At 63.8% G+C, this 22907-nt stretch carries 20 protein-coding genes and 1 pseudogene; 8 read left to right on the forward strand and 13 right to left on the reverse strand.

Going from position 1 to position 22907, the window contains the following annotated elements; genetic code table 11:
- Positions 1–62 precede the first annotated feature (62 nt).
- On the reverse strand, positions 63–746 hold the full coding sequence (folE, locus tag FVW59_RS16420; protein ID WP_148065459.1) for a GTP cyclohydrolase I FolE: 684 nt from the start codon (positions 744–746) through the stop codon (positions 63–65).
- 80 nt (positions 747–826) lie between these two features.
- Complete coding sequence (locus FVW59_RS16425; RefSeq protein WP_148065460.1) at positions 827–2119, reverse strand: DASH family cryptochrome; 1293 nt, start codon at positions 2117–2119, stop codon at positions 827–829.
- Positions 2120–2267: 148 nt separating this feature from the next.
- On the opposite strand from FVW59_RS16425, the pseudogene FVW59_RS19855 reads away from it, so the two are divergent.
- A pseudogene (locus FVW59_RS19855) lies at positions 2268–2543 on the forward strand (flavin reductase family protein); the annotation flags it as partial.
- Positions 2544–2686: 143 nt separating this feature from the next.
- Here the strand turns inward: FVW59_RS19855 and FVW59_RS16435 are convergent.
- Complete coding sequence (locus FVW59_RS16435) at positions 2687–4354, reverse strand: M20/M25/M40 family metallo-hydrolase (protein ID WP_148065462.1); 1668 nt, start codon at positions 4352–4354, stop codon at positions 2687–2689.
- A gap of 292 nt (positions 4355–4646) precedes the next feature.
- Between FVW59_RS16435 and FVW59_RS16440 the strand changes: the two genes are divergently transcribed.
- Entirely contained in the window at positions 4647–5381 is a 735-nt protein-coding gene (locus FVW59_RS16440; RefSeq protein WP_148065463.1) for a pseudouridine synthase, read from the forward strand.
- 87 nt (positions 5382–5468) lie between these two features.
- Positions 5469–7013, forward strand: coding sequence for a VanZ family protein (locus FVW59_RS16445; RefSeq protein WP_148065464.1), 1545 nt, complete (start codon positions 5469–5471; stop codon positions 7011–7013).
- An 83-nt stretch (positions 7014–7096) separates the two neighbouring features.
- Here FVW59_RS16445 and FVW59_RS16450 read toward each other — a convergent pair whose 3' ends face one another.
- The gene (locus FVW59_RS16450) at positions 7097–8608 is read right to left on the reverse strand and encodes a flavin-containing monooxygenase (RefSeq protein WP_246139775.1); all 1512 of its coding nucleotides are present in this window, start codon (positions 8606–8608) and stop codon (positions 7097–7099) included.
- Positions 8609–8737: 129 nt separating this feature from the next.
- On the opposite strand from FVW59_RS16450, the gene FVW59_RS16455 reads away from it, so the two are divergent.
- Positions 8738–9742: an AraC family transcriptional regulator gene (locus FVW59_RS16455; RefSeq protein ID WP_148065465.1), complete on the forward strand. Its 1005-nt coding sequence runs from the start codon at positions 8738–8740 to the stop codon at positions 9740–9742.
- A 45-nt stretch (positions 9743–9787) separates the two neighbouring features.
- Here FVW59_RS16455 and ilvB read toward each other — a convergent pair whose 3' ends face one another.
- A complete protein-coding gene (ilvB, locus tag FVW59_RS16460; protein ID WP_148065466.1) occupies positions 9788–11644 on the reverse strand; it encodes a biosynthetic-type acetolactate synthase large subunit in 1857 nt (618 codons plus the stop codon).
- Between the two features lie 185 nt (positions 11645–11829).
- Between ilvB and FVW59_RS16465 the strand changes: the two genes are divergently transcribed.
- Entirely contained in the window at positions 11830–12288 is a 459-nt protein-coding gene (locus FVW59_RS16465; protein ID WP_148065467.1) for an Lrp/AsnC family transcriptional regulator, read from the forward strand.
- Between the two features lie 22 nt (positions 12289–12310).
- Here the strand turns inward: FVW59_RS16465 and FVW59_RS16470 are convergent, their stop codons facing one another.
- The 4 genes from FVW59_RS16470 to FVW59_RS16485 all read right to left on the reverse strand — a co-directional run bounded on the left by FVW59_RS16470 (position 12311) and on the right by FVW59_RS16485 (position 15974).
- Positions 12311–13297 (reverse strand): NADP-dependent oxidoreductase, encoded by a 987-nt coding sequence (locus FVW59_RS16470; RefSeq protein ID WP_148065468.1) that lies wholly within the window; start codon positions 13295–13297, stop codon positions 12311–12313.
- Positions 13298–13321: 24 nt separating this feature from the next.
- A complete protein-coding gene (locus tag FVW59_RS16475; RefSeq protein ID WP_187275939.1) occupies positions 13322–14368 on the reverse strand; it encodes a Dabb family protein in 1047 nt (348 codons plus the stop codon).
- Positions 14369–14438: 70 nt separating this feature from the next.
- Complete coding sequence (locus FVW59_RS16480) at positions 14439–15299, reverse strand: SDR family NAD(P)-dependent oxidoreductase (protein WP_222711548.1); 861 nt, start codon at positions 15297–15299, stop codon at positions 14439–14441.
- 132 nt (positions 15300–15431) lie between these two features.
- Positions 15432–15974: a cupin domain-containing protein gene (locus FVW59_RS16485; protein WP_148065471.1), complete on the reverse strand. Its 543-nt coding sequence runs from the start codon at positions 15972–15974 to the stop codon at positions 15432–15434.
- 160 nt (positions 15975–16134) lie between these two features.
- Between FVW59_RS16485 and FVW59_RS16490 the strand changes: the two genes are divergently transcribed.
- The gene (locus tag FVW59_RS16490; protein ID WP_148065472.1) at positions 16135–16926 is read left to right on the forward strand and encodes an SDR family NAD(P)-dependent oxidoreductase; all 792 of its coding nucleotides are present in this window, start codon (positions 16135–16137) and stop codon (positions 16924–16926) included.
- Positions 16927–16997: 71 nt separating this feature from the next.
- On the opposite strand, the gene FVW59_RS16495 is transcribed toward FVW59_RS16490, so the two are convergent.
- Positions 16998–18422: a spinster family MFS transporter gene (locus FVW59_RS16495; protein ID WP_148065473.1), complete on the reverse strand. Its 1425-nt coding sequence runs from the start codon at positions 18420–18422 to the stop codon at positions 16998–17000.
- 194 nt (positions 18423–18616) lie between these two features.
- Positions 18617–19534 carry an EamA family transporter RarD gene (gene rarD, locus FVW59_RS16500; protein WP_148065474.1) on the reverse strand — a complete coding sequence of 306 codons (918 nt, stop codon included), beginning with the start codon at positions 19532–19534 and terminating at the stop codon, positions 18617–18619.
- Between the two features lie 222 nt (positions 19535–19756).
- Between rarD and FVW59_RS16505 the strand changes: the two genes are divergently transcribed.
- Complete coding sequence (locus FVW59_RS16505; protein WP_148065475.1) at positions 19757–20212, forward strand: carboxymuconolactone decarboxylase family protein; 456 nt, start codon at positions 19757–19759, stop codon at positions 20210–20212.
- Entirely contained in the window at positions 20205–20723 is a 519-nt protein-coding gene (locus tag FVW59_RS16510) for a carboxymuconolactone decarboxylase family protein (RefSeq protein WP_148065476.1), read from the forward strand. The genes FVW59_RS16505 and FVW59_RS16510 overlap by 8 nt, the downstream gene beginning before the upstream one ends.
- On the opposite strand, the gene FVW59_RS16515 is transcribed toward FVW59_RS16510, so the two are convergent.
- Both FVW59_RS16515 and FVW59_RS16520 read right to left on the reverse strand, forming a co-directional pair.
- Positions 20706–22118: an LssY C-terminal domain-containing protein gene (locus FVW59_RS16515; protein ID WP_187275940.1), complete on the reverse strand. Its 1413-nt coding sequence runs from the start codon at positions 22116–22118 to the stop codon at positions 20706–20708. The genes FVW59_RS16510 and FVW59_RS16515 overlap by 18 nt on opposite strands.
- Positions 22115–22885 (reverse strand): lipase family protein, encoded by a 771-nt coding sequence (locus tag FVW59_RS16520; RefSeq protein ID WP_148065478.1) that lies wholly within the window; start codon positions 22883–22885, stop codon positions 22115–22117. The genes FVW59_RS16515 and FVW59_RS16520 overlap by 4 nt, the downstream gene beginning before the upstream one ends.
- Positions 22886–22907 lie beyond the last annotated feature (22 nt).

Below are 22907 nucleotides of genomic sequence, written 5' to 3' on the forward strand. Positions count from 1 at the left end.
GTCCGTCGCGGGCCGTCTCCAGTTCGCGGGCTGTACCGCCAGGCAAGAGCGACCAGCCGCGCCTAGTTCAGAAACTCCGCCCGTGTGCTGGCGTTGTTCTTGAAAGCGCCGCCGAGGGCTGTAGTCCGGGTCCTGGAATTGCTGTCCATCACACCGCGCGCCTTGACGCAGTAATGAGTCGCATTGATCGTAATGGCCACATCCTCGGTTTCCAGCAGTGTCTGCAGCGCCACCAGTACCTGCTGGGTCAAGCGCTCCTGTACCTGGGGTCGCTGGGCGAAGAAGCGGACGATGCGGTTGATCTTGCTCAGGCCGATGATACGACTGCCCGGAATATAGGCCACCCGGGCGCTGCCATCTATTGTCACGAAGTGATGTTCGCAGGTGCTCACCAGATCGATATCGTCGATCAGCACCATTTCCTCCACGCCCATCTTGTTGTCGATCACCGCGACTTTCGGGAACCGGGTGTAGTCCAGCCCGGCGAAAATCTCGTCCACGTACATCCTGGCGATACGGTCGGGCGTGTCGCACAGGCTGTCGTCTGCCAGGTCCAGCCCCAGGGTGCGGGTAATCTCGGTAAACGCCGCGCTGATGCGGCGAAACTTCTCGTCGCGGTTCAGGCCATTGTCCACCAGCGGTGTTTCCAGCCCGCGTTCGACCAACGCATCGCGCACCCGGCGGGCATCATCGGACAGGGCGGGGGAACGAGTATAGGCGGGGTAGCTGGCGACGACGGCATCCATTGAATTCTCCTCTTCGGGCTCGAGCTTGATACGGGGGCAGCGCGGCGGCGGATTACCGGGCCGGAGAAAAAAGCCGGCAGCTAGGCAATGGGCCAGTCTGCCGCATCCACAATGAACTCGGGCTGGGTCGCACACTCGCCGCTCCAGCGCCGCACAAAATCGCCCTCCGGATCGTATAACGCGGCCTGTTTCTCCAGATTGAAATGCCTGCCACCCCGGGGATCGGCACCGACACCGGCGATGTACTGCCAGTTACCGTAGTTGCTGGCCACATCGTAATCGATGAGGTGCTTCTCGAAGAAAGCAGCGCCGTAGCGCCAGTCCATGTTCAGCTCGTTCACCAGGCAGCTGGCGGCGATCTGGCGACCGCGATTGCTCATCCAGCCCGTGGCCACCAGTTGGTGCATGAGGGCGTTCACCAGGGGATAGTCCGTCGCCCCGGCGCACCAGCGGGCGAAGTTGCGGGGCTCGAAGGTTCGCAGGTGCCGCCGGCGGCCGCGCCCACTGGCGCGGTACAGGGCAGGGCCGTCCTGGTAAGCGCGCCAGTGAAAGAACTCACGCCAGAGAAATTCACGGTACAGGTGCTGCGTGGACTCGCTGGCTCCATGGTCGCGCTCGTAAGACCGCAGCAACCAGGCAATACGGCGGATCGACAGGGAGCCGGTAGCCAGCCACGGGGAGACGGCGCTGGAAGAAAACAGGCCCTCCAGGTCGTTGCGGGTTGCCGTGTAGTTGTCCACTGCGCGCTCTCGCAGCATCCAGGCGTTGAGGCGCTCGCGCCCGACCCCTGATCCCCCTCGTGCAATGAATGCCGGGTGCGGGCGAGTCGGGGACTGCGCAATCTTTCTCGTATTCAACGATTCCGGCTTGGGCGGAAGGTGCGACTCACCCGACGGGGGCTCGGGGTTGAGATGTTCTACCTGCTTGCGAAATGGCGTGTACTGCGAGGGCAATTGGCCCCCCTGCCAGGGCAATTTCGCAGCTGAAAACAGGGTATTGCCTGCGTGAACCAGCAGCGGCACCGCCAGCCTGAGGGCGACCTGCTCCACTGCCCTGCGTTCATACTCGCCGGGCGCTCGGGCTACGCCGACACGCCTCACCGAAAAGCGCTCGACGAGCTCCGGCAACCACCGCTCCGGCGTCCCCTGCAATACCATCAGTTCCTGACCGCGCTCCCGCAGCGCCGCCTGCAACGCGGCCACGGATTCCCGCAGGAACCGCGCCCGCTGCGCGCCCACGCCGGTCAGATTGCACCAGGGTGGCGGCCGCGGCCAGAAATAAACGCACAGCAGGCGCGTCGCCACGGCATGGGCCGCGAGCCCCGGGTTATCCTCCACCCTCAGGTCATTGCGGAACCAGTACAGCTCAGTCATTCCCTCTCCCAAACGCTCCCTGCATTAGGGTACGGGTGTCAGGGCCAAGTGGTTCACGGGAAGTTGATCCGGGCTGAGGCCAATTGCGTAGCAGAGTCATCGACACAGGATATCCCTATCCTTTTTCACCTCCACTGACCTGCAGGGCATGGAACAACGGCGGCGCGCCGCATTGATCATCCGCCCTGGGGCGAAGAGCGCCACACGCTGGCCAATAATCCTGGCGACTGGCCACTACAGCCTTAACCACGTCACCACCTCGCTGGTGGAGGCCGCCCACCAGACCGCCGCCCGCTACCAGCGGGATACTTCCGAGTTCGATGCCAGCGGATTAACGCCCGAATGGCGCAATGATTTCCATGCCCCGATGGTGGCGGAAGCCGATATCCGATTGGGATTGACGCTGCGTGAACACCAGCAGTTGAGCATCAATAGCACCCACCTGGTAATCGGTGAGATCATTTTCGCAGAGCTTCCCGATCACTGTCTGCGGGATGATGGAGCCATCTGCCTGGAAACTGCCAATAGCGCCGCCCTGAGCGGCCTGGACACCTACTTCAGGCCCAGCTACTGCCGGGCCGCCCTGCTCGCATCCCGCGTGGCCTTGAACTCCGACCCGTCCTTCCACTGCGGCCAGCGGGAGGAATCGGCGAGGTCTTCAATGATCTGCCGGATCAGCTCGATATCCTGTACGGCACCGGTGAGGTCCCAGTCGGCGGACCAGGCATCGCAGGTCTTGTGGTAACAGTTACCCACGTAGTCACTGATCCACTGGTTGCCGGCCTCGCGCCCGCCTTCCACCAGGTCCGCGCCGCCGGCTATCCCCATGATCAGCAGTACCGGCACGCCCTCCCGGGCCATGGAAAAATGATCGGCGCGATAGAACAGGCCATTTTCGGGCAGATTTTCCTCGGTGACATAGCGGTTTTGCTGTGCGGCGACTCGCACCATGTCATCCTCGAGTTCACTCTGGCCTTTGCCCACCAGAATCACATCGCGCGCCGCGCCGGCGGTCTGCAGGATATCCAGGGTGAAGTTGGCCACGGTGGTTTCCAGGGGGTAGACCGGGTCCGCGGCGTAGGCTTTGGAGCCCATCAAGCCGGACTCCTCGGCGGTCCAGAAGGCGAACAGCACACTGCGCTCGAGCGGCGGTCCGGCCTTCAGTACACGGGCAATCTCCAGCACGCCGGCGCTGCCGAGAGCGTCGTCATTGGCGCCGGGGTGTACCGTGCGCCCCTGGGCATCGGGCTCGCCAAGGCCGAAGGCGTCCCAGTGCGCAGAGGCCATCAGGACCTCCCCGGGGCGTTCTGTGCCGGGCAGCAGCCCCAGCACGTTGCGGCTGTCGAAGCGACTCACCTGTACAGCAAGGCTGGCATTGAAGTGCACCCCCGGCAGTTCGAAGGCCTGGAAATCCGGGCGCCGGGCAGCCACGCGCAGGGCGTCGAGGTCTTCGCCGGCCATCGCCAGCAGTTTTGTGGCAGCGTCGTTGTGCAGCCAGCCCTGGACGGTGATACTCGGCGTGCCTGCGGGAGGCTCGGCCAGCGCCACCTGCTCGCCAGGACCGGCGGCCGCCACACTCCAGTTGTAACCGGCCGCCCCGGTCTCGTGAATCACCAGCGCGCCCAGTGCTCCGCGGCGCGCGGCCTCTTCATACTTGTAGGCCCAGCGGCCATAGTAGGTCATGCGGCGGTTGCCAAAGCGGCCCGCTGCGGGCTCGCCGGGCGCCGCGGCAAAGTCCGGATCGTTCACCAGGAATACGGCGATTTTGCCCGACAGGTCGATGTCGCCATAATCGTCCCAGTCCTGCTCCGGTGCACTCACACCAAAGCCCACAAACACCAGCGGCACGTCTTCGGCCTTGATGGACTCCCGGGGCTCGGCCGTGGCGAGGGCGATATCTACGCCCTGCTCGAGGGCGAGACGGCTTCCGGCGGTGGCGAAGGCGATCTGTGCTGGAGTTTGCACCAGCGTGCGCATCATGGGCACCGCCTGGGTCCACTGGCCGTCGGGCCCGCCCGGCTCGAGGCCAATGGCCTGCATGCGCTGCACCAGGTAGTCGACGGTCTTGTCCTCGCCAGGCGTCCCCGGAGCACGCCCTTCGAAGGCGTCGGAGGCCATGACCTTGACAGTCTCCGACAGCTTGTCCGCCTGAATGGCCCGCTGCCCGGCAGGCGCTTCAGCCAGAGCCTGGACAGGCAGTGTGAATGCCAGCAGTACCGTGAGGATGCTTCGCATGTGATCAATTCTCCGCGGTTTAATGGCTTCAGGGTAACGCAGAGTGATCGCGGTTTCAGCGTTAGGGGCGGTGATCTCCTGAAGGTACCTCTGGCGCGGCCCCGGGATCGCTCTGTCGCGCTCAACACGAGCGATTTGGGAAGCTAGCGAGGAATTGCGCTGGACGCCAGGCTCGCTACTATGGCCACACACTTCGCGTAATGCCGTTACAGGTTTGAATGACCCACGAATTGCCAGCTCGAGCATCAAGACGGGAACAGGACTCTCGCAATACGGTGGTTTCCCTGGCGCCATGACCAACACAAGCCGCTCAAAACGCGCCCGGCTGGATCGTTTTGTCAGCCAGCAGACCGGCATCAGCCGCCGGGAGGTGCGTCTGCTGCTGGCCCTACAGCGTATTCATGTCGATGGCGAGCCGGCTCACGCGATAAACCAGGTGATTGAGCAGTTCAGCCGGGTGAGCCTGGACGGGCGCATACTGCAGAGTGCACGTGCCGTCTACCTGATGCTGAACAAGCCCGCTGGCGTGGTGAGTGCTACCCGGGATGAGCGGCACCGCACGGTGATCGACTTGCTGGGGGATCGCGACACCAGTGATCTGCATATCGCGGGGCGGCTGGACGCCAGTTCCACCGGCCTGTTGCTACTGACCAACGACGGGCGCTGGTCGCGCTGGCTCTCTTCGCCCGAGCAGCGCATAGCAAAGCGCTACCGGGTGACGCTGGCCAAGCCATTGACGCCGGACTACGTGGCGGCATTCGCCGAAGGCATGTACTTCGCCTACGAGGGCATTACCACGCACCCGGCAGCACTCACCATTCTGTCTGAATTTGAAGCGGAAGTGGCGCTGACCGAGGGCCGCTATCACCAGATAAAGCGCATGTTCGGCCGCTTTCGCAACCCGGTGCAGACGCTACACCGGGTGGCCATCGGCAGCCTGGAGCTGGACCCTGACCTTGCGCCCGGGCAGAGCCGGGCGCTCAGCGCCGACGAGCTGGCGCGCCTCGCAGCAGCGAAAGCGCAGTAGGACGGGAAATAGGCCCTGCGGCAGGCCTGGCCGCATTGCCATGACATACTGCTAGTATTCCCCTGCACGATATTGAAAGGGTGGACCATGCGGGCGTTACTCTGCTTTTTTGTCTTTCTGATTATTTACGGGTCACTCTATCCCTTCACCTTCGAGCTGGACTCCTACCATCGGGACCTGCTGACCCCGCTGCTGGATTTCAACCCGCTCAACACCGGCCGCGGCGACATGGTGGCGAATCTGCTGCTGTTTATTCCCTTCGGCTTTCTGGCGATGCCCGGCTTTCCCGGCGGCAAACGCTCCCGCCGGATCGTATTGGTCCTTTTGATCGGTTTTGTGCTGGCCTACCTGATACAGGTGGCGCAGTTAATCGTGCCCGGCCGCACCCCGAGCGGCAGCGATGCGGTGTGGAATCTGCTCGGCTGCGCCATCGGCTGCGCCCTCGCCAGCCTGCCGGTGCCGGAAAGAGTGTCTGGCGTTCTCATGCCAGGCGGATTGCCTTCAATTCCGCTGGCACTGGGCCTGCTCTGGCTAGCCTACAACTGGGCGCCCTTCGTACCATCCATCGACCTGCAGTTGCTGAAGGACAATCTCAAGCTGATCTCTTCCTCGTCACCCGATCCCCTCCGGGTGCTGCAGAAGCTGGTGATGTGGCTGGTGATCTTTCACTTTTTTCACAGTACCGGGGGCCTGCTGGCAAGGGAGCGTTACTATCCGCTGATTGTAGCGGCAACACTGTTTGGCAGCCTGTTCATTGTGGGCCACGCGACGACCATTGAGCATGTCGCCGGCGGGGTATTGGCGATTCCCGCCTGGTGCCTGGTCCGCAAACACCGGCGCCCGTCACTACTCGCCTTGCTACTGGGGGTGTCCATCGTGGCGACAACTTTCACACCCTTCGATCTGCGGGAGCTACCCGCCACCTTCAGCTGGATACCCTTCAGCGGGGCACTCGACGGCAATATGCTGATCAATGTCATGGCCATCTTCAGCAAGCTGGTGATTTACGGCAGCCTCACCTGGCTGCTGGTGGAAGCGGGCTTCGCGCTGCGCACAGCCGCCCTGATCGTGGCAGCGGGTCTGTTGGCAAGCGAGCTGCTTCAGGTCTACTTCCGCGGCCCCACCGCGGAAATCACCGACCCTCTCCTGGCCCTGGTGGTCGCCGTCACCTTGCACGCCTACCAGAAAGCCGTAGAGGCCCGTATGCCACAGCGCCCGACCAGCCCCGCAGTGCCTACCACTGAAGCAGCATCGGCCGCGAGCGCCGCACAGGGCGACGGCGCGACACAGCAGGGCCAGCGCACCATCCAACTCAACCTCCACCGATACCAGGCGGCCTTCGTGCAAGATGTTGCTGCAGGTCTCGGCTGGAGCAGTCAGCAGTTGTGCAGCGCCCTGCTGGCGCTGGCGCACAATGGAGAAGTCTCAGACAGTACCGAGGACACCCTGCAATCGTTCAGGGTGAGCCCCGAGGTCATGCTCCGGGACCAGCGCTGGGTGGTGCTGCCCGTCACACTCGACGAACAGGCCAGTGCAAGCCTGCAGACTCTGGCCGCCGCGGGACAGCGCAGCGAGTCCAGTACCTTGAGGCAGCTTATCGACAAGCAGATAAACAGACTGTCTGTTACCTGATCAAACGCCCTGTCGCCGGGGCACCCGCCAGCCCCACACGGCCACGCTATGCAGAGCGACCTGGGGGCACGGTTTCGCGTTACCTACGCTGCGCGCGCCGCCGGGGCCTGCCGCCTGTGCGCAGACTTGACCGGCGCAAACGCCAGACTGGGGTCATCCACCGGCCGCTCCAGCAATTGCCGGACATCGTGGCGATAGTCCATTTCCACTCGCCAGGGCGCCTGCCGGCCCTGCCGCGGCAACTGGCGCCTGCCGCGCTGGACATAGCCGGCCTGCAGCGAATCAAGAATCCCCGCTTCCTCACTCATGCCGGCCGGCGCACGCGGCGTGACCGAAGCCAGGCCGCGCTCGTCCATGTGCTTCAGCAGACGACAGACATAGCGTCCGGCGAGATCCGCCTTGAGTGTCCAGGAGGCGTTGGTATAGCCAAAAAACCAGGCCAGGTTGGGGAGGTTCTGCACCAGGGCACCGCGGTAGGTCATCTGCTCTTCCAGGCGCATCCGCTGGCCGTCGACACTTACCCCCATGCCCCCCATCATCTGCAGGTTGAGGCCGGTGGCGGTGATGATAATGTCGGCCTCCAGGGTTTCTCCCGAGCGCAATAACACGCCGTTCTCTGTGAAGCGCTCGATATGTCCGGTCGCCACCGAGGCACTGCCCTCGCGCAGCACCCGGAACAGGTCGCCGTCGGGCACCGCGCACAAACGCTCGTCCCAGGGCATGTAGGCCGGACTGAAGTGGCGCATGTCGAAATCGGGGCCCAGTTGCTGGCGCGCCTTGCGCAGCAGGTGCCGACGCATGAACTTCGGCCAGCGCCGGCAGGCCTTGAAGGTCAGTTGTTGCAGGATGATATTGCGCCGCCGGGCGAAACGATAAGCCAGGTCCCCGGGCAGCAGGCGTGCCAGGACGCCAGTCAGGCGGTCCTCGGCCGGCAGCGAATAGACGTAGCTGGGCGAGCGTTGCAGCATGGTAACGTGCCCGGCTGTCGCCGCCATTGCCGGCACCAGGGTGACCGCGGTAGCACCGCTGCCAATTACCAGGACACGCTTGCCGCGATAGTCGAGATCCTCCGGCCAGTGCTGCGGGTGAACGATACGCCCGCGAAAGTCCGCCTCGCCGGTAAATTCAGGGCGGTAGCCACTGTCGTAATTGTAGTAGCCGGTGCAGCTCATCAGGAACCGGCTGCGAAACTGCCGCGTCTCCCCGCTGCGCTGGCTCGTTGCCTGCAGGATCCAGCACTGCTCCTCGCTGCTCCAGTTGGCCTCGCTCACCTGCAGGCCATAGTGAATCTTGTCATCGAGTTGATACTCTGCGGCGGTCTGGCTGATGTAATCGCGGATTGAAGTGCCATCGGCCAGCACCTGCAGCTTGTTCCAGGGCTGGAAGTCATAGCTGAAGCTGAGCATGTCGGAGTCCGAACGGATGCCCGGATAGCGGAACAGATCCCAGGTGCCACCCATATTCTCGCGGCGTTCGACGATGGCGACGCGCTTGTCGGGGCATTCGCGAGCCAGGTGGCAGGCGGCGCCGATACCTGAAAGGCCGGCGCCGATGATCAGCACATCGTAGATGTCATTGCGCATATCTGTCTGCATGTCTCCATACTCCCGGCTTTGTCACCGTTATTCTGCGGATGAGGCGAGCATAGCCTGTCGCTATGGGCCATAATTGACTTTGAGCGACAGTTTTTTATCTTTAAGCGACACACTGCAGGAGGGAGCGCCGTGCACGGCCTGATTCGCGCGACCACATTGCGCGGCTACGAACAACTCGTCACCGAGCTTGGCGGCGACCCGGCACCGCTGCTGCGGCGCTACCACCTGCCATCTGCCGGCCAGCAGGTTATCGAACGATTCATTCCCTACCGCAATGCAGCGCTGTTGTTCGAAACAAGTGCCGCTGAGCTCGACTGTCCCGACTTCGGCCTGCGGCTGTCGCGCTATCAGGGCTGGGAAACGCTGGGGCCGGTCGCGGTTATTGCACGCAATGCCCGCACCGTGCTGGACGCCTGTCGCAGTATTGCCCGCTATTTATATACCCACTCCCCGGCCCTGTCCCTGGAGCTACGGACGAATCCGGCCGACGGGTCGCTGCAGTTCAACTACTGGATCAACGAACTCAACCTGCAGCAGAACCGCCAGGCCTACGAATTGAGTCTGGCCAACGGTTTACAGTTGCTGCGTCTTCCCGCCGGCAGGCAACTGCGGCTGTGCCGCGTCGGCTTCCGCCACAGCCGCATGGCCGATGCGAGTACGTATCGCCAGGTCTTTGGCTGTACTGTGGAATTTGATCGCGAGTGGTGCGGCTTCCAGATCGATGCCGATCTCGCCAATCAGACCATCGACCAGGCCGATGCCGAAACACACCGCCTGGCGACAGCCTACCTGGAAGATCACTATGCGGCGCGCGGACAACACCTGACAGAACGGGTTCGCGGCCTGATAGAGCAGCTCCTTCCCACCGGCCAGTGCACCGCACGCAATATCGCGGACCACCTGTCACTGCATCCTCGCACCTTGCAGCGACGGCTGGCCGATGAAGGTCAGCGCTATGACACCCTGCTGGATACCGTCCGTCGCGACCAGGCGGATTACTACCTGCGTCAGCGTGGCCTCTACCTGAGCCAGGTCAGCGGGCTGCTGGGCTACGCCGAGCAGAGTGCTTTCAACCGCGCCTGCCGCCGATGGTTCAACACCACCCCCAGGGCCTACCGGTCGCGGCTGCAATAACCTGCGGATCGGCGACAGCCAGCCGGGTCCTCCCCGGCCTGGCTGTCAGATATTGGAACCCTGGGACGCCGCGGCGCTCGCCACCAGATCCTCGGGGCCCATGATGATGTCGCGGTAGCTGCCGCCGGCGGGAATCATCGGATACACGTTCTCCTCGGCGTCGACAATCACATCCAGCAGGTAGGGCTGGCCGGGGTCCTGCAGCATCCTCTCGTAAGCAGCGCTGAGTTGCCCGGGGCGGGTCACGCGCTCCGCCGCCACCCGGTAACCCGCCGCAATAGCGGGAAAGTCCGGGTAGATGTCCACCTCGTCGGGGTGCTTGACCCGCATGGGGTCCGACAGGTCCGATTCCGCCCGGTGCCCGCCGTAGATCATGTCCTGCCACTGGCGGACCATGCCCAGCCACTGGTTGTTGATGACCACCACTTTGACGCCAATGCCATAGCGGTGACAGGTGGCCAGCTCGTGGATGGTCATGTTCAGCGAACCGTCGCCGTCGATGTCGATCACCTGCCGCTGGGGGCACGCCACTTTCGCCCCGATCGCGGCCGGCAGGCCGTATCCCATGGTGCCGAATCCCGAGCTGCTCAGGAAGGAGCGCGGCTGCCGCGACTGGTAGTGCTGCATCGCCCACATCTGGTGCTGGCCGACACCGAGGGAAACAACGGCATCGCCCCCGGTGACCTCGTTCAGCAGGGCGATGGCGTATTGCGGGCTGATACGGTCGCTCTCGGGAACCCGGTAGGGATGATCGCGCTTGAGTTGCCCCAGGTAGGCCAGCCAGTCAGCCGTCGGACACGGCCCGACGCCGGCCAGCAACTGGCCCAGCGCAATGCGCAGGTCGGCACAGATAGGCAGTGTGACGGTCTTGTTCTTGTTGAGTTCGGTGCGATCGATATCGATGTGGATGATTTTCCCGGTTGCGATAAAGGCATCCACATTGCCCGTCACCCGATCGTCAAAGCGCACCCCCAGCGCCAGCACCAGGTCCGCCTCGTTCACCGCCACGTTGGCATAGCGGGCGCCATGCATACCAAGGGTGTGCAGGGACAGCGGGTGGCCCGGTGGAAACGCGCCGTGCCCCATCAATGTCATGGTCACCGGGCAGGCCATTTTTTCCGCCAGCGCCAGCAGCAGCGCCGCGCAATCCTGCGAGGCGACACCACCGCCAGCGTAAATCACCGGCCGGCGGGCTTCGGCTATCAGGCGGCAGGCTTCGCGCAACTGGTGCGCTTCTACCCCGCCCGCGGTTTTTTCGGGCGCTTCGATGACGGCCGGTATGCGCGGCGCAACATAATGCCCCTCAGGGTCGCGGGGGTACTGCTGCTGGATATCCTTGGGAATATCGATCAGCACGGGCCCGGGCCGCTGCCCCGCCGCCAGGGCGAAGGCCTCCCGCACTGTTTCCGGGATGTCGCCAACCCGCCGCACCAGGTAACTGCGCTTGGTGACCGGCCGGGTGATAGCGACGATATCCACCTCCTGAAAGGCATTCTTGCCGAGCAGGTGGGAGGGTACATTGCCGGTGATCGCCACGATCGGCGTGGAATCACTGTGGGCATCGGCGATACCCGTCACCAGGTTGGTCGCGCCCGGCCCGGAGGTCGCCAGGCAGACCCCCACCCGGCCAGTGGCGCGGGCGTAACCCTGGGCGGCGTGCACCGCGCCCTGCTCATGTTCGGTACGAATACATCGAATGTTGTAGTCCTGCAGAACATCAAAAATTTCCAGGTTGGCCCCCCCGGGGTAACCGAAGAGCGTATCCACCCCCTCCGCCAGCAAGGCCACCGCCAGTATCTGGGCACCGCGCAGGGCCTGATCCCGCTCCGCCGGGAGAATGTCCTCAAGACGCCCTCCGTGAACCGTGGACGTGTTGTTATAGGTGACGTTGTCGGCGCTCATTGGCCACTCCATTAATGAACGTTGTTCTTTGCGGCCAGCAGCGGCCTGCGAACAGTCTAACGGGAAGCGCTGGTAGAATTTATGCCTTTTTGTCGGACAAACCCCCACCAAAAGGTATTTTTAATATCGAATTTGAAAATTTGCAGTAGTATTTATGCCCATAAAGCGAACCCAGGGTATCCACTATGCAAATTGATGCCACCGACAGACGCATCCTCAAACTGCTGCAGCGCGACGCCAGCCTCTCCGTCGCCGAACTGGCGGAACAGATCGGCATGTCGCAGCCACCTTGCTGGCGGCGCATCAAAAAGCTGGAAAGCAGCGGTTTTATCGAGCGCCGGGTGGCGCTGCTGAACAGAAAACAGCTCGGCCTGCGTGTGGTGGTCTACACCGAGGTCAAGCTGTCGGCGAACGGCCGCCAGGCCGTCGGCGACTTCGAAGAAAAAATCCAGTCCTTCCCCGAGGTCACCGAGTGCTACGTCATGCTCGGCCAGAGCGACTTTTTACTGCGCATCGTGACCGAAGATGTAGAAAGCTACGAACGGTTCTTCCGCAACCACCTGTCACAACTCCCCGGGGTGCAGGATATAACGTCCTCAGTGGCCCTGAGCGAAGTCAAGTACAGTACGGAACTGCCCATCTAGCGGCTGGAGCAGCGGGGGCTGCTCAGCCGGGCTCGGCGACCCGCAACACCATCTTGCCGCGGTTGTGGCCCTGCTGGAGAATGCGATGAGCCTCTGCCACATCGCGCAGGGCGAACTCGCGGATGGGCGGCAGGGTCAGTTCGCCGCTTGCCAGCAAACCTGCAATTTTCTCCAGAGTAGCGGCGCAGGCGGTATCGTCCATGGTAGAAAACACCCGCCTGACGCCGCGCTGTGCGGCCGCTTCCGCCGCCGCGGGTATATCGCCATCGTCCACCAGCGTCGGGATGCTGACAAAGGTGCCCCCGGGGCGCACCAGGTCCAGGCCATCGGGCAGAGTGCTCACGCCAACGGCGTCCATCAGGTAGTCCAGCCCGCCCGGTGCCCAGTCGGCAATGGCGGCGGCAATGTTCTCGCGGCGGTAATCGATGACACGCTCTATCCCCAGTTCGCGCAGGTAGTCCACATTGGGCGTCGAGCAGGTCGCCGCCACCCGGGCACCCGCCCAGCGGGCAAACTGTACGGCGAAGCCGCCGAGCCCTCCGGAGCCGCCGTGTATCAGGGCGCGCTGGCCGCGCTCCAGTCCGCCGCGATCAAACAGGCCCTGCCAGGCGGTAAGCGCCGCCACCGGCAGGGCCGCCGCCTCGCGAAAGCCCAGGGCCGCGGGTATGCGGGCCACCCGGTCCTCGTTGGCCAGGGTGTACTGGGCATAGCTGCCCTGCCCGCCCTGGCCGTGGTTGGTCGGCGTACATACGCGATCACCCACCGTCAGGCCGGTCACCCCGTCGCCGACGGCGGCAACCACACCGGCCGCGTCGAAGCCGATAATGTAGGGGAAGCGATAGGGGCGGTACTGTTCCAGGTAACCCTGGCGGTTTTTCCAGTCGGCGGGATTGATACCGGCGTACGCCACTTGTACCAGCACTTCGCCCGGGCCGGGTTGCGGTGTTTCCAGCTCAGCGTATTCCAGCACTTCCGGGCCGCCGGTGCGGCGGATAATCATGGCGTACATCAGGGGTTTCTCCAGCAGTCGGGATTAATCGTTGTGCAGTTCAGCCGCCAGCGCGCTGCTGGCGAAGAAGCCGAAGGCATGGGACAGCTGCACATCCAGCGCCTGAGCGCCGGACTCCGGGTCAAACCAGCGGTCTACATGGGCCCAGTGATGGGGATGTGTCATGTACGGGCCGGTCAGGCCCTCGAGGTCGGCGAAGTCCTGCTCCCACACATAGGTCCACGGTGCACAATCAGCGCGATGCCAGTGCACCGCGCTGGCGCGGCTGAGACGCCAATTGCGTATTGCGGCAATGTGCCGGGGCATTTCCAGCAGGTCGCGCTCAAAGCGCCCGGCCCTGTCTGCGTCCACCCCGGGCAGCAGGCGGAAGAATGCCGTGCGCTTTACACCGCCTTGCAACAATGGGTCGCGCAAGCCCGCCCCCAGGCTGTCCAGTCGCTGGGCGTGAACGGCGCCGCAAAGTCGCTCGAGTGCGGGCGCAATCCCCCCCTGCCATGCGGGGCTTGCCTGGGCCTCGGCGGCAGCCCTGGCGTCTGTGTAGTACAGGTCCCAGGTATAGTGGCCAGCCGCGTATTCCGGCGCCAGGTTACGCAGCAGATGACTGGCCTGCAGCCCGGGCAACCCGGCGGTGAGTTCATTGAGTAGCGCCTCCAGTTCCGCACCGGCACCGGGGTCATCGATCAGGGCGAGTTGGGCAGTCTCCCGATAGCCGCGAACGGAGGCTGGCCGATCGATGGGCTCTGCTACCGCCGGCAGGTTCCCGGCGCTGTCTTGCATCAGGTAAGTGCGCTCGCGCGACAGGCAGAGCTGGTCAAGCGCCTGCCAGAACGCGGCCACCTCCGCCGTAGCGGATTGCGCGCGCATCACCCACCAGGCTTCGGGGCTCTCAACCTGCCATTGCACCCAGAGCGTCAGCGGAGAGTCTGCCGTCAACAGCGGCGGAGAATACTGTAGCGACTGAAAATGCAGGCCACGCTGCCCGGCCTGCTGCCGGTATTGCCCCTCCAGCAACTGCTCTACGCGGTGCGCATCGGCCGGTGCCACCACGATACGGTCCATCACGGTAATCATCGATTGGTCTTCCTTCTTTTGTGTCGCATCAACCCGCCAGGGTTGCCCGCGGTAGTGGCGGGACCAGGCTTCACTCGCCGGCGGGCTTGATATCCGGGTGGGCATAGTCGGGGATGACAGGCGGCGGCAACACTTCCCTGCCATCCAGGCTGTGTACCGGCAACCCCATCGCCAGGGGAAAGTGCAAACTGTGGGTCAGCAGGCCGCTGCGCTCGCGCGCCGGCAGCTGGCACAGGGCCAGGGCGGTTTCGACCAGGTATTCCACCGGTTCGGTTGGATAGTCGGCCGGAATGTGCACGTCCGCTCCAGGGGTGGAAATCGCGGTGCTCGGCGCCACCAGGTTCACTGCGATATTGTCATCCAACAGTTCTGCCGCCAGCCCTACCGTAAAACGGTTGAGAAAAGCCTTGGCGGCGGCGTAGATGGTCGCCCCGCCGAAACGGGCGAAATCGTCGTAACGATCGACAGGAATCTGCGCCGTCACCGATCCGACATTGACAATCCAGCCGGCCCCTCGCTCGCGCATCAGGGGGATGGCCGCCTGGCACAGCTTGATCGGTACCCGCTGGTAGTGATTGAAGGTCTGGTCGATGACCGCATCGCTCATGTCACTGACCTGCGCGTACTGGGCAAACCCCGCGTTGTTGACCAGGATATCCAGGCCGCCGGCCGCCTCCGCCGCGCGCGCCACCAGGCTGTCGCGCTGCTCCGGTACATCGAGATCGGCGGCGAGGGGAATGGCCCGGCCACCGGCTCCCTCGATCAATGCTACGGTTTCCATCAGGGTGCCGGGCAGCACCACCGAGGCATCCAGACTGCGCGCGCTGACCACCACCGTAGCGCCGGCACTGGCCAGCCGCCGGGCTATGGCGCGGCCTATGCCGCGGCTGGCGCCGGTGACCAGGGCCACCTTGCCATCGAGTGTTTTCATAGTTGCCTCCAGGCGCATCGTCTTATCGGGTTTTACAAGGCAGTGTAAAAAACCGAGCAGACTCCGCGAAGGCTAGTTCCGACCAGACAACCGGACAAAAGTGCTCAGAAATGCAGATAGGCTACCCGGCGCCTAGCGCTCTGTCGGCGGAACCAACTCGCTCTTCCACAGTTCGCCGCGCTCGCGGAAGGCGTTGGCCACCTTGTCCCAGTGTGCCTCGCTGTTGTTGGTAAACAGGATGTGGAAGAAGGGGGCGTTGCGAAATTCCAGCACTTCGGCGCCGTTCTCGCCGGTCTGGTAGCTGTAGGGCGCGTCCGACGGCACAAAGAAGCCGTCGCCCTTGCCCAGCACTTTCTTGCCCAGGTGAATCTCGCCGCCGAGGACGTAGTACAGGCAGTCGGCGTTGTGGGAGTGGCGCGGCAATACGAAGCCGCTCTTGAACCAGGCATAGCAAAGGCTGAAACCGCCGGGCTTTTCATCGCGATACAGGCACAGGACCTTCTCGCCGCCGCCCTCGGCGCCGCCGGCCTCCACCACCTTGGTAAAGCCGGCGATCACGCCTTCGTCCATGCCCTGCATGGGCATCTGTTCTTCGGTGAGTGGTGTCGCCTCCGCGGCGCGAAAAATACGGATACCGTCGACGGCTTTTTTCTGATCAGGGGATACCTGCGACATTGCGCCAGCTCCATTTTTATAGGGATGCAGTGATACTGCCGCCTGGACAGCGCATTGACAATGGAACGCGGGGGCGAAGGGCTACAGGCGGTACAGGTGTCTAGACCGGGAACAACAGGCACCTGCTGTAAGCTTTGGCAAAATTGTGTGAGTACGTTTTATGAATATCGATTTTTCCGCTACATCCCACCTGGTGACCGGCGGCGCATCGGGGATTGGCGCAGCGATTGTGTCCTACCTCGCCGACCACGGTGGCAGCGTCCTGATTGCCGACATTCATGACGAGGGCGGCGAGGCACTGGCGGCCCGCTGGCCAGACCGCCAGGTGCGCTACCAGCGCACCGATGTCACCGACTTCGACCAACTGGAGAGCGCCTGCCAGAGCGCCGTGGACGCCTTCGGCAAGCTGGACGGCGTCGTGTGCAGCGCCGGCATCGGCAGCCTCGGCAATACCACAGACCTGCCGCTGGCGGACTGGGCTCGGGTCATCGATATCGACCTCAACGGCGTATTCTACAGCTGCCGCGCGGCGCTTCCCCACCTGCGTCAATCGGGGGGCGGCTGTATCGTCAATATTGCCTCCCTGAGCGGCGTGCGCGCGGATCACGGCTTTGCCGCCTACAACGCCGCCAAGGCCGGCGTCATCAACTACACCCGCACCCTCGCCCTGGATCACGGGCCCGAGGGCATTCGCGCGGTAGCGGTCTGCCCCGGCCTGATCGACACGCCGCTGACCGCGGCCAGCGCATCCATCGAGGACATTCACCGGCCCTGGCTAGATGCCATCGCCCTGGGGCGCAGCGGCCGGGCCGACGAGGTGGCGAAACTGGTCGCCTTCCTGCTTTCGCCGGCGGCCAGCTACATCACTGGCACTGAAATTGTGATCGATGGCGGGCTGGGCAGCAGCAACAACCAGCCGAACCTGCCGAGGATCATCGCCGCGATGGCTTAGCCGCCACCGCCGCGCTGGAAGCGGGGAACGCGGCGTTGACGGGCACCAGCTGGCCAGCAGGCGGCAGGAAATCAGTGCAGTTTCGCCACCAGGTCCCGCTGCAGTCCGCGGCACAGATAGAGATAGAGCAGGCCGGCCACCCCCAGAATAACCACTGTGGTGGTCAGCGACTGGCGCAGCCCCAGGGCGCTGGCCTCCAGGCAGGCCTGGGCGCGGGCTTCGCCAAGCGTGGCCAGCAGGGCACTTTCACTCGCTTTGCACAGATCCAATGTCAGCTCAGCTGCCCAGGGCGTCGCCTGCAACAGTGCCTCCATGCGCAGGTCACTCAGCAGGCCCACCCACAGCGGGCCAAGGCCATAGCCCACCAGATTGACAATGAACAGGAAGAACGCCACCGCGGTGGCCCGGGAGCGGGTGCTCACCAACCCCTGGCAGATAGTGTACTGGGCGCCGAGGTAGCTGTAGTGCAGGACAGCGCCGACAACCATCAGGCTAACGGCCATGCCGGGGCTGGCGGCAGTCAGGCCAAAGAAATACAGGGGTAGCGACAGCAGCAGCCCCACGCCGGGAACCCAGGCCACCGCATTGCGGAAGCGCCCGCTGATACGCTCAGTGAGGTAGCCGGCGAAGAAGGCCCCGAAAGACGCCGCCAGACCCAGCGGCACCGCCACTTCCATGGCGACCTCGCCCACCGACATGCCATAGGTCCGCTGAAAGAAGGCCGCCTGGAAGTTAATCAGCCCGTAGCCCACGAAGGCCACCAGCGACGCGCCGGCGGTGTTGATCCAGAAGCTCGGCTTCGCCGAGAGTTCCGCCATGGTTGCGCGAAAACCGAGTTGCTCCACCACTTCCGTCCCCGGCGGATCGGCATAGCCGCGCGGCGGCTCCTTGATCACGAACAGGACGATTACCCCGATCACGACACCGGGAATGCCCAGTGCCAGGAAGGCCTCGCGCCAGGAAAACATCTCCGCCAACGGGCCGCCGAAGGCGTTGGCCAGAACCCCGCCGATGGTAATGCCCATGGAGTAGATCGCCAGCGCCCGGGCGCGGCTGCGCGGCGGGAAGTAGTCGGCGATCAGGGAATTGGCTGGCGGCGTACAGCCGGCTTCGCCAATGCCCACGCCAATGCGGAATACCAGCAGGGAGAGAAAGCCGCCGGCCACACCGCAAAGAGCAGTCATACCGGACCATAGAATTACGCTGGCGGCGATGATACGCACGCGATTGTAGCGCTCGGACAGGCGTGCGATGGGTATACCCATCACGGTGTACATGAGGGCAAAACCGAAGCCGGACAGCAGGCCGAACTGCCAGTCCTGCAGGCGGAACTCCTCGATGATGGGCTGGGCCACCACCCCGATCAGCACCCGGTCAATGAAATTGAGGGTGTACACCAGGGTGAGGGTGTAGAGCACAAAATTGCGATAGCCCGGGGTACCAAAGCCCTCGCCGGTGTATGAGCCGGGCGCTGCCGCTGCCTGGATAGACGCCATAGTCGTTCCCTTGCTTATTGTTATCCGTTCAAGCCGGGGCTGCCGGGGTGCCGACACTGGCGGTCACCGGGCAGCCGCTCTCCATACTACGGAATTCGCAGCCTTCTGCCGAGTACTATTTTCGAATTTTGGGTATCTTTACAGACGAACAGCCACTACGACAGCGTTCAGGCAATCCGTCTCGAGGCAGGGGGCTATAGTGACGAGCTGTCCAGGTCCCGCCGTCGCCGCAGGCGCCGGCGCTGCAACAGCGCATCCGCGGTGTAGAGAAGCAGGCCGAGCCACACCAGTGCAAAGGTCAACAGCTTTGTCTCGGTGAAGGGCTCGTTGAATACCAGCAACGCCAGCACCAGCATCAATGTGGGGCCGAGGTACTGCAGAAAACCTACGGTGGAGAGATTGAGCCGCCGGGCGGCAATATTGAACAACAGCAAAGGCAGCAGGGTAAGCGGGCCGGCAAACAGCAGCAGGCTGTTCAACTGCATGCTGTTGTGCAGCAGGTTGCTGGTGGGGCTGTCGCTCCACAGCAGGTAGGCCAGCGCCAGGGGAAACATGAACAGCGTCTCAACTGCCAGGCCGGTGAGGCTCTCAACCGGCGCCTGTTTGCGCACCAGGCCGTAGAAGCCGAAAGACAGAGCCAGGTACAGGGCCACAATCGGCAGGCGCCCAAACTGCCACAGCTCGTGGGCAATGCCCACAGCCGCCAGCGCCACCGCAGCCCACTGCAGGGTGCGGAAGCGCTCCCCGAGGAAGACAATACCGAGCACGATATTCAGCAAGGGGTTGATGTAGTAACCCAGGCTCGCTTCCAGTACCCGGTTGCTGTTGATGGCCCAGATAAACACCAGCCAGTTGCTGCCAATCAGCAGCGTCGATAACAGCAGCACCCGGAGGCGGCGATGGTCTCTCAGCGTCGCCCACAAATCCGGCAGTTTGCCCATTACCAGCAGCACCAGCAGCGCCAGAGCCAGGGACCAGAGGCTGCGATGGGCGAGAATCTCGGGGGCCGGTATGTGTTGTAGTGCCTTGAAATACAACGGCGCCAGACCCCAGATGAGAAAGGCCACAATACCCGCCAACAGGCCGGTTGCGGCTGCGTTTTTTTCTGCCATCAGGAATTGCGCCTCAATTGCGAAGGAAGAGCCAGTCCACGGCCCGCCAGAAAAGCCGCTGCATTCTAACGCCGCCCGCGGCCCCAGCCCAGCGCGAACGCACTCTTCTGGTGCGCTTCAGGCTGACTCCCTGAACCAGCGTGGACGGCGCCGACCGGCCCACTTGCCCCGGTCCGCCCCAGGCACTTCAATGGCTTTGAGCAACCATAACAAGGAGCCACCATGACCTGGTTCAGCCCCGCGACGTCCCGGGATGGCGTCCTGTCGACCGTGCCGGATTTCCAGCGGGGCTTCGATGCCCTCTACGCCAGCCTGTGGTCCCAGCAGGCCATGCCCGCCGCCATTCTGGAACTTTGCCGGCTGCGCATTGCCCAGATGCACCGCTGTGAGGTGGAGTGGCAGCGCAAGTCCTTTGCCCTGCCGCAGGAACAGCGCGACCAACTGAAGGACTGGCACCGCAGCCCGGCCTTCAGCGCGGCGGAACGGGCCTGTCTCGACCTGTGCGAAGTCTACACCGCCGACCCGGCAGCCATCAGCGACGCCCAGGCCGACGCGGTCAAGGCGCACTTTGGTGAAGCCGGCTTTGTCGCCCTCGCCGAGGCCATGGGCCTGTTCTTCGGACTCACCCGCCTCAGCCTGTTGTGGCAACTGCAACCGGAGGGCCTCCTACATGACTAGCCAGCCCCGCGCCCACGGCCCGGGCACCCAGAGCGGCGACCCGGTGCGCGATTCCGCCCTCGCCCTGGTGCCAGAAATTCTGGAGGCCTACATTCCCCTGTCGCGTGCCGTCTGGCTCGAGGGGCCACTTGGCCCCGCCCTGCTGGAGATGGTGCGCCTGCGCAATGCCCAGCGTGTGAACTGTGTATTCTGCCGCAACGCCCGCTACGACATCGCCAGAGACGACGGCCTGACCGAAGAGAAAATCGGGTGGATGGCCAGCGAGGAGGGACGCGAGCAACTGAGCGAACAGGAGCGGCTGGCCGTGGCCTTTGCCGATGCCTACCTGGAGGGCCCCGACAACCTGTCGTCCGACCTGCAGGCAGAACTGGCTGCAGCTTTCAGCCCGGCGGAAATCGCCCACCTGTCTCTGGCCCTGCTGCTGTTCAATACATTTTCGCGCTGCGCGGTCACCATCGGCGGCATGCCCGACAGCCTGCCCGTGATGGAGGTGTCACTGCCCCCGGCGTGACGCCTCCCCCTGCACTGAAACGGGTACCGCAGCAGCTTCATCCGCCGCGACTTCCTGGTCACTCACCCCCGGGGGCAGCAGACCGGGGCAGGGCTGGACGGCGGTCGGCAGACAGCGGGGCCAGTCTGTGTTGCGCATCGGATCGGGGCTGTCCTGCCAGCCGATAAACTCAATCGCTTCCAGTGGCGTGGACTCGCGACCCGATATCTCCGCCACCAGGCGCAGACCATCGGTGTAATAGGCATCGTCAGTGAGGTTGGAGGCCGGCGCCTCACTGCTGGATACGCCCACGCCCTGCACAAAAGCGAAACGCTTCACCACGCCGGCCACCATCAGGCTTTGCAGCAGGTGCTCCCGCGACTCGTCGACATTGGCATCGATGACGTGGGTCACCAGATTGCGACTGCGGGTGGTGGGTTTGATACTGACAACACGGCTCACCTGGCCCAGCCACACCGAGCGCCCTTCAAAGCGAAACGGCGCCAGCCACAGCCGGATGTGATTGCGCTGCAGTATGGTGTTACGCGCCCGCTGTACGGCGATGTCCTGGGGGCGGCCGAACAGGTACAGCGGCGACACCGGCGCCACCGGATAGGCGGCGCCAGATATCGCCGCACCGATCAGGCGCTGCACCGTATCGGTATCGATGCGATGAGTGAATGACCAACCACCACGGGATAGCCCGGACAGCACCTCTGCGGCATTCCCCAGCAGCACCAGGTTAAGCGGATCGCCAATGGCAGCGCCCTCCTCGTCCTCGGCGCAACAGGGTAGCGCCCGCAAGCGCTCACGCAACTGCTCACGGTCGAGATCGGGCCGTTCCTGGCCAATGTAGATCTGCTCCGGCTTCAGGCGCTCGAAGTCAAAGTTGCCGTCGGGCAGGGTGACGGAGAAATCGAAATGTACCGCGTGTTGCTCGCCGACCAGAGTCACTCCCAGGTAGCGCCCGCCCTCCTGGCGCGGCGCCAGCACATAGCCTTCGGTAACAGCGCCGGCAGTACTCTTCAGTGGCATGGCCAGTTGGTGGAACTGGCGGGTAATACGCTCGTCGTCAGCGCCAAAAAAACGCGGCTGGAATAGTGCCGCGGCTTCCCCCGGCGCAAAGTAACTGGGGTCCAGCGCCGCCACCAACAGCCAATGGCTGTGGTCACTGCGATTATCAATACGAAGCCAGATGGCCTGTAAACCGACTTCGGCGAGATCCACGCCGTAGAGTGACTGCGCCTGGGCATCGGTGAGCAGCGTCGTCGATACGGTAAGCTGGTGCTGGCTTTGAGTGCGGATATCGTTCCTGACCGGAACCTGGTTGCCGGGCTGATAGTTGCTGCATGCCGCCAGCACGCAAAACTGGCTGGCATAAAAAACCAGAGCAAGCATTCGGGCTGGCCAGCTCACGGCGCCGCTCCGTCCGGTGTCAGTTCTGCGCCAACGTAGCGCACAATCGTTTCGAACAGCAGCGCCCGGGGAAAGGGCCGGGAATCGGCCCTGGCGGCAAAAAATGCCAGCTCTTGTTCGATATCGATGGCCAGCCCCCAGTGATCGCTGTCGAGATAGGCCAGCAAAGTCGAGCCCGGCAGCATCGCTTCTTCAGGCAACACCTGGCCGTCGTTGTGCCGGTTGTCGCGTGCCAGCAGGCGCCAGCTTGGGCGCAGCCCCCGCGCCAGGTGCTCACTGGTCGTGAAGCCCAGCAGGGTGAAATAGCGGATATGTGGTGGCAGAGGGTTCTCGGCCAGCCACTGGCGGCGAGTCACGGGCAGCAGGCTGTCCACCACCTTGCCGTCCCCCGGGTCGCAGCGCCCGGCCAGGGCACTGCTGAGAAAAGTGTCGTAGGCCCAGGCGCCCTTGGCGGCCACTGCACTGCCATTGACCGGCCCCGCCACGCTGACCACCGCATCCACCTCTGCGGCCAGTTGAGGGTAATCGGCCAGAAAACGCAGGATATCCACAGCGCCTTTGGAGTAGCCCAACAACACAGTCTGCTGACCCGGGCGGGGCGGTTGTGCGTCGAGCGCAGTGGCGATCAGCCGGGCATTGCGCCGATCCCCCGAACGACTCTCAATGGCGATACTGACAACCGGCAGGCCCTGTTGCTGCAGTGCGTCGATGCCCCGGTAATAGGCCAGGGAGGCCTCGCCAAAACAGCCGGAAAACGCACCGCCCACCACGAACACCCGCAGGTCTGGT

It is taken from the genome of Parahaliea aestuarii, assembly GCF_008064635.1.
Lineage (GTDB): Bacteria > Pseudomonadota > Gammaproteobacteria > Pseudomonadales > Halieaceae > Parahaliea > Parahaliea aestuarii.

Bases quoted from the DNA above. Each gene is read 5' to 3' on its own strand.
- FVW59_RS16470 (WP_148065468.1), bottom strand. From the start codon at position 13,297: ATGTACGCCATGATTATCCGCCGCACCGGCGGCCCGGAAGTGCTGGAA.
- FVW59_RS16465 (WP_148065467.1), top strand. From the start codon at position 11,830: ATGCAAATTGATGCCACCGACAGACGCATCCTCAAACTGCTGCAGCGC.
- FVW59_RS16490 (WP_148065472.1), top strand. From the start codon at position 16,135: ATGAATATCGATTTTTCCGCTACATCCCACCTGGTGACCGGCGGCGCA.
- FVW59_RS16475 (WP_187275939.1), bottom strand. From the start codon at position 14,368: ATGATTACCGTGATGGACCGTATCGTGGTGGCACCGGCCGATGCGCAC.
- FVW59_RS16505 (WP_148065475.1), top strand. From the start codon at position 19,757: ATGACCTGGTTCAGCCCCGCGACGTCCCGGGATGGCGTCCTGTCGACC.
- FVW59_RS16425 (WP_148065460.1), bottom strand. From the start codon at position 2,119: ATGACTGAGCTGTACTGGTTCCGCAATGACCTGAGGGTGGAGGATAAC.
- rarD (WP_148065474.1), bottom strand. From the start codon at position 19,534: ATGGCAGAAAAAAACGCAGCCGCAACCGGCCTGTTGGCGGGTATTGTG.
- FVW59_RS16440 (WP_148065463.1), top strand. From the start codon at position 4,647: ATGACCAACACAAGCCGCTCAAAACGCGCCCGGCTGGATCGTTTTGTC.
- FVW59_RS16445 (WP_148065464.1), top strand. From the start codon at position 5,469: ATGCGGGCGTTACTCTGCTTTTTTGTCTTTCTGATTATTTACGGGTCA.
- FVW59_RS16510 (WP_148065476.1), top strand. From the start codon at position 20,205: ATGACTAGCCAGCCCCGCGCCCACGGCCCGGGCACCCAGAGCGGCGAC.
- FVW59_RS16485 (WP_148065471.1), bottom strand. From the start codon at position 15,974: ATGTCGCAGGTATCCCCTGATCAGAAAAAAGCCGTCGACGGTATCCGT.
- FVW59_RS16450 (WP_246139775.1), bottom strand. From the start codon at position 8,608: ATGCAGACAGATATGCGCAATGACATCTACGATGTGCTGATCATCGGC.
- FVW59_RS16435 (WP_148065462.1), bottom strand. From the start codon at position 4,354: ATGCGAAGCATCCTCACGGTACTGCTGGCATTCACACTGCCTGTCCAG.
- ilvB (WP_148065466.1), bottom strand. From the start codon at position 11,644: ATGAGCGCCGACAACGTCACCTATAACAACACGTCCACGGTTCACGGA.
- FVW59_RS16480 (WP_222711548.1), bottom strand. From the start codon at position 15,299: ATGAAAACACTCGATGGCAAGGTGGCCCTGGTCACCGGCGCCAGCCGC.
- FVW59_RS16495 (WP_148065473.1), bottom strand. From the start codon at position 18,422: ATGGCGTCTATCCAGGCAGCGGCAGCGCCCGGCTCATACACCGGCGAG.
- folE (WP_148065459.1), bottom strand. From the start codon at position 746: ATGGATGCCGTCGTCGCCAGCTACCCCGCCTATACTCGTTCCCCCGCC.